At 39.5% G+C, this 6,010-nt stretch carries 5 protein-coding genes and 1 pseudogene; all 6 read left to right on the top strand.

Going from position 1 to position 6,010, the window contains the following annotated elements:
- Window positions 1-701: 701 nt before the first annotated feature.
- Window positions 702-878, top strand: coding sequence for a hypothetical protein (locus BIT28_RS00370; RefSeq protein WP_245823620.1), 177 nt, complete (start codon window positions 702-704; stop codon window positions 876-878).
- Window positions 868-1,770, top strand: coding sequence for an HlyD family secretion protein (locus BIT28_RS00365; protein ID WP_075761658.1), 903 nt, complete (start codon window positions 868-870; stop codon window positions 1,768-1,770). Before BIT28_RS00370 ends, BIT28_RS00365 begins: the two co-directional genes overlap by 11 nt.
- Window positions 1,770-2,798, top strand: a complete 1,029-nt coding sequence (locus BIT28_RS00360; protein ID WP_075761657.1) for a DUF2955 domain-containing protein — start codon at window positions 1,770-1,772, stop codon at window positions 2,796-2,798. The genes BIT28_RS00365 and BIT28_RS00360 overlap by 1 nt, the downstream gene beginning before the upstream one ends.
- 718 nt (window positions 2,799-3,516) lie before the next feature.
- Window positions 3,517-3,804, top strand: a complete 288-nt coding sequence (locus BIT28_RS00350) for a hypothetical protein (protein WP_075761655.1) — start codon at window positions 3,517-3,519, stop codon at window positions 3,802-3,804.
- Window positions 3,805-4,515: 711 nt separating this feature from the next.
- Window positions 4,516-5,013, top strand: a complete 498-nt coding sequence (locus BIT28_RS00345; RefSeq protein WP_245823619.1) for a hypothetical protein — start codon at window positions 4,516-4,518, stop codon at window positions 5,011-5,013.
- Window positions 5,014-5,326: 313 nt separating this feature from the next.
- Window positions 5,327-6,010, top strand: a pseudogene (locus tag BIT28_RS29890) (transposase); the annotation flags it as partial.

The raw sequence follows: 6,010 nt of genomic DNA, 5'->3' as shown, positions 1-6,010 counted from the left end.
TGTCGTTTTGTCATTGAACACCTCATTTACGGTGGAGACTTTACCACCTAATTTGGTGTCCGGGATCATTAAACCACTACATACCTCAAAAATATTCAGGCAGGACTAACTCATGACATCTGCTATCCACACAATAAAGCCCGCGCCTCAGGAACCCCCACAAAATCCATTGTTAGATCAATAAGTAAGTACGTAGTTTACCTGAAAACCTCTTGGTTTCATCACAAACATAGAAGATTAGAAACAAGATGCGTGCACCCAAATTGCAACACTAACCTTCGAACAATCAAAGCGATGGCTCAGAAAAACCAATAGATCTAGTAATCCTAATAGCAAGAAATTTCTCATGAATTTGTGGGGATTCCCCAGAGCCCGCGCTATGAGCACAAAAGCATTAGTTCTTTTGTTCATCTGTTCGATATTGGTTTCTGAAAAACTAAGTATCGGTTGAGCACTCACCAGTCGTAGCCATCATACAGAGCGAAGCGGCACCATTAATCACATAAGTAGCGTTATCTGCCCTCAGAAAAAAGTGCGCTAACTTTCTACTAAAAAACACAATTAACAATAACGCATTGACATAACTTAACAACAAAGTCTATCATAAAGACTAATTAAGCAAATTTAATCCATAATAAAGACTGATGACATTGAACGATTTTGCTAAGCGACATAATGTAAAGATTAATGAGGTCACTCGAATGAGCGGTTTTGGGCGCAGTACCTTGTTCAATTGGTGGGGAGATCCAAAAACTCGCACGAGAGCTATCATCACCATTCTTGGTTGTGCGGAGGCTAAGAAATACACAAAAATTCTTTATGACGAAGAAACTCAAGAGTTAATCAAATCACTAGAGAGAGGCGACGATGAAGCGTGATATCTATGCCTTAATAACAACAATTACACTCAGTGTTGCTTTAGGGTTCAGTCTGTTTTTGATCATCACAGACAATGTACTACCGTTTACAACCCAAGCAACTGTCAAGACAACTTCTGTTGGTGTGTTCCCCGAGGTAAGCGGATATATTGAGGATATTTATGTAGAAGAAGGAGAAATGGTTCATAAAGGAGATCTACTATTCAGGATCGAGCCAAAACAATACCAAATCGCTAAAGACAAGACAGAAGCCCTTCTACTTCAAGCTAAAAATAAATTGACTGAAGCCAGTCTACATTACAACCGAGTTAAGAAATTAAGCAGTCGTTCCCTAGTCAGTAAAGAGGTTTTGGATAATGCAATTGCTGATAAAGAAATAGCCCAAGCCTATGTCTTATCGGCTCAATCAGATCTGAATATGGCGAAATTGAATTTGGAGCGAACCCAGATCAGAGCTAAAAACTCAGGCATTGTAACAAACCTCACTTCTTCTAAAGGCATGTATGCTTCGCTCTCTATGCCGGTCATCCATTTAGTTAAGGGTGTACAATGGATCGAAGTGGATTTTACCGAAAAGGGGTTAAATTCCTTAACTATCAATAAAGAAGTTAACATTGTTTACGATGCTGTTCCTAATCAGGTTTATACAGGAAAAATCATTGCTATTGATCAGGCTATTGACTCAGGTATCACGAAAGGAGGCCAACTAGGGAACGTAGCGGAGGAAACTCGTTGGATTCGTCCTCAACAAAAAATACGCGTTCGAGTGATACCCAATAAATCAAATCCCACACTTATCGCAGGTAGCCGAGCTAGCGTCATGATACGTGGACAGGGATGCGTATCTGATGTTTGGATGAACATTCTTAGTTGGTTAAGGTTTATTTACTGATGTACGAAGTTTTTCGGAAAACACTGATTATTTCGATATGTCTAGTCTTGAGTAAAGCGTTACATCTTAATGTTGGCGTGTTCATGGTGATATACAGCATTGTTATTGCAACCACATGTTACTCAAAACACATTTGGGTCATGATGCAACGATTGCTTCCAACATTACTAACAGCATTTGGGGCTATTCTAATTAACCAATTATTTAGTAGCCACCCTTTTATTATTTGGACTTTAAGCGTTATCTACTTCGATCACATCCGAAAACTAGTCGATAACAGCATAAAAGCTAAAAGGGCAATCATGCCGTTGTTCATAATCATCTTTATCAATACCTATTCAATAAGTGCTGAACTCCACATGAGAGTACCGGAATTCTTTCGTGATATGGTGTTCAGTATGTTATGTGTATGTATGGTTGCCAGCTTTGTAAATCATGTAATGCCAATTAAAGCAAGACCTGCAATACCAGTGATAACTCCATTACCAGTAACAGGAGCAGACCGATTAAAAATGTTGATTCTGGTAGGTGGGGGACTTGCCTTCTTGATGACCAATGAAGTGACATCAGCCACGTTTGTATTAGTCCCAGTACTCACATCAATATTACAGCCATCGCATAGATTGATGAAGAAGCAAGCAAGAAACCGTTTATTAACTCAAGTCGGAGGTTGCTGTACCGCCATGGTGTGCTCTATGGTTTATGCAGGAACCCAAGTTAACTTATTAACGTTCTCTTTATTGTCATTTTCATTGGTATTTCTTCTGCTTCGTTGGTGCAACCATCCTGACCCAGAAAAAAGAAACATTCATGCTGACGCCATGATGGGAATTCTTGTTCCCTATCAACTGTACATCGGTAAATATGGTAATGATTTCGGGTTTGTGGATATTACCCTTCGAGCATTTGAACTACTAGTCGCTTTATTGATCGTGTATTTAATAGCCGACAAATTAGAGAAAAAAGATTTAGGAAACAATAATGAAGAAAATCGTAAAGTAATCGCCCTCTTAAGAAAATCAGATTAAATAATATGCTTGACTAAATGTTGACAACAAAGAAGTACAAACAGAGCCTTATTTATACATGTTTTCAGCAAACTAAACCCATAACCTCAGATATGGCAAAATCACATTAACAGCTTGTGTATGAGCTTTTGCGCTAACATGAAAAGGGGCAGAACCGTGCCAGATGAAGAGGCTGGCACGAAGCTGGACAAAGGCGAGCCAGCCTCTTAGGACGGAATCTACCCAAGATATTAGTTTTAGTATCTCAAAAAGCGATCAGCCAGCACTTCATGTTGTGGCTGAGATGAAAGGAACTGGACAAGTTCGTTCATCACATTCTTTCCTTTCTGTTTTTAACTATGCGATAAAAACGCAACTCTATGCACCTTAAAGTCCGTTTTAGTTACCTACTCTTGAATTTGTATGTAGTGTCACAATTTGCATACGCTGAAGTGCGATAAATTAGTCGGCTATTCTCATGATTATAAAGGAATTATTTCATTAAAAATTTACTAGAATACTTGATAACGCGAGGATTTAAGGCGAAGCTAAAAGAACGAAAAATCGTCGTAAAACCCTCAGGGTTATGTAATAACGCTTTTATCTTCCACGATATTGCCTCTAACACATATGAACTTAAAACTAACGACTGGCTTATAGGCTCAGCCAATGCAACGATGCTATTCGTTGGACTAAATGGTCACCAATTTACCAGTCAAAATATCTTATGGAGGGGATAATGAAAGACTCAGATATCGAGTTTTCCAAGTGGAAGTTAGAGAGGGAAAAAGGGAGCCTCAGATTTACTGCCCGTACAGCATTTTCTGGAGTTTTAGGCGTGATGATAGGTCGAAGTATTGATCCGTTGTTTATATCAGAGACTGCTTGGGGGTGGATGCAAACTACCGATGTATTAATGAGTGGTTTTTGGGCCTCGATTGGTGCTATCCCCGTAAGTTACGCAATGTGGTGCTGGCGTGAGAAAAAGTATAAGCGTCATGTCGCTAGGCTTCAGCAACGCACATAACAAATTGATCTGCTTCAGTTACACTGGACAGCCATTCAATTGAATCATTATGCAGGTTTGATATAGAGGGTTAAATGTTAAAAAGTGCCAGTTTTTGGGAGTTTTCGAGCACGACCTCAGGACAGCCAGCCATAAGGAAAAGTACAGTAATTTCAGTGGCGAGATCTGCCACGGAGTAATTACGTTAAGTCGGTATGGGGCAAAACCGTACCAGAGAAAACTACTGGCACAGAGCTGAACATAAACACGTTTGTATCAGATTAGATGTATTACAGCTTAAACATTGGATAGCTACTTGGTCTAATCGCAGACCAGATTGTATCAACGTTTTATGTACGCCTGAAAATTAGATCGCTACTAATATATTTTTTCATTATTAAACAGTGTGTTAACATACTGTCGATAGAGATAAGCTAACATATATACTATCAACCCTTATGATCATTAATGGATCGCTTATGCGCCAACAGCAAGAATTAGTCGGTATGTTGTTGATTTTAAGGCACGATTCAGCCGTAAAATGTGATGATTTATAGCTGTTAATCATATTCTATTTCGAACTTAATCATCGTACTATTACTGTACAGATTTACGTAAATCAAATAACAAAGGCCAGAAGTTATTGATATACAAAATCAATTCTATGATGCCAGCACCTATGAAAAGGCTATATTTAACAATAGCTATAGTAAACTCTTTAGGAATAATGTTTTGTCTCCACAGATTAACGAACGCCCATTTCCTCCGATGACAATTACGGCTAAGCAGCTTGTTGAGTATGCTTGGGATATGAATTTTCTGATTATGTCGGCTGATAGTTACTTGCTGAAAGATGGGTTTATTGAAGAGACATCAGAAGTTGCAAGAAAGGTAGGCGTTGATGTGCAGTACCTTGATTTTAGCCTTTATGATAATCCAGTAGAAGCGTTAACAAGTCTCGAAAATATGAGCTTTCTCCACGCCATTGAAGATGGCACTAGACCAAGGTTACTCTGGTTTTATAACTGTGATTGTCTGGCACCTTTATCATGCTCTTTAACATATTCATTACGAAGCCTGCTTACAACAAGAGCCACAAACAATGTACAATGTGTATTTATTGCTAAAAAAGAAGCACTTGAGCTTATGTTTAACAACCATTCTGCTGCTTTCTACCATTCAAACTTTTCTATTACTCAACAAGTACCTTTTTCGCCTGATAGCAACTAAACACATAGTACCAGTAGCTACTAAAACTGAATATAATTGCAGTATTACTTCAGATTATGTTCAATAAATTATATACTTAAGATACAACAGCATAAGTATTTACGTATTGATATTTATTCAAGCCATACAAGAGTTTACTAACCTTTTTGTAGTGGTATTTTTTGATTGTATTGGTTTATGCTAGTCCCGCCCTTATCGAGATAGGTTGAAATGAATTTTCTAACTCAGGCATTGAACAAAAAAGAAGTCATGATCTGAACCAGCAGTTTTAGACACCGAGTTAAGCGAGTAAAATCACTTAACGAGGTAAACAATGACAAACACTAAAACACGTATTAAGCACACCGAAGAGTTTAAGGAACAGGCGCTTAAGCTTGCTGAAAGAACATCGGTTCCAGAGGCAGCACGACAACTCAATCTACATGCTTCCCAAATATACGGCTGGCGTAAGAACGCAAGGAAGGACTCCGCCAGTGAACGCGAGGCTGACCTTGCAGCCGAAAACGCTCGTCTGAAGCGCCTTCTCGCCGAGCAAGCGGAGGAGCTTGAAATAGTAAAAAAAGCCGCCACCTACTTCGCGAAGCATCTAAAATAGCGAGCTTTGAGTTCATGCAAGTGCACCTTGAGCAGTTCTCCGTAATGAGAATGGCCAAGGTTCTTGCTGTATCGCGTAGTGGGTTTTACTACTGGCTAAAGCATCGTCATGAAATTAGTCAACGAGATAGAGCACGTACGCTGCGTGACATAACGGTCAAAAAGGCGTTCGAAGCTAGCAAAGGCCGTGATGGTGCAAGACGTATCCAGGTAGAACTGGCAGAGCAAGGGAACAAGCACAACCTCAAGACGATATCAGACAGCATGAAAAGGCAGAGCCTGGTTGCAAAAGCTGCGCGTAAATTTAAGGTCACAACAGATAGTAAGCATTCCTTACCCGTTGCGCCTAACCTTCTGGAACAAGATTTTACTGCTGATGCACCGAATCAGAAGTGGGCTGGCG

This window comes from Photobacterium proteolyticum (genome assembly GCF_001939735.1).
Taxonomy (GTDB): domain Bacteria; phylum Pseudomonadota; class Gammaproteobacteria; order Enterobacterales; family Vibrionaceae; genus Photobacterium; species Photobacterium proteolyticum.
The sequence above is the reverse complement of the archived record's forward strand: the minus strand, read 5'-3'. Positions and strand labels throughout refer to the sequence as shown.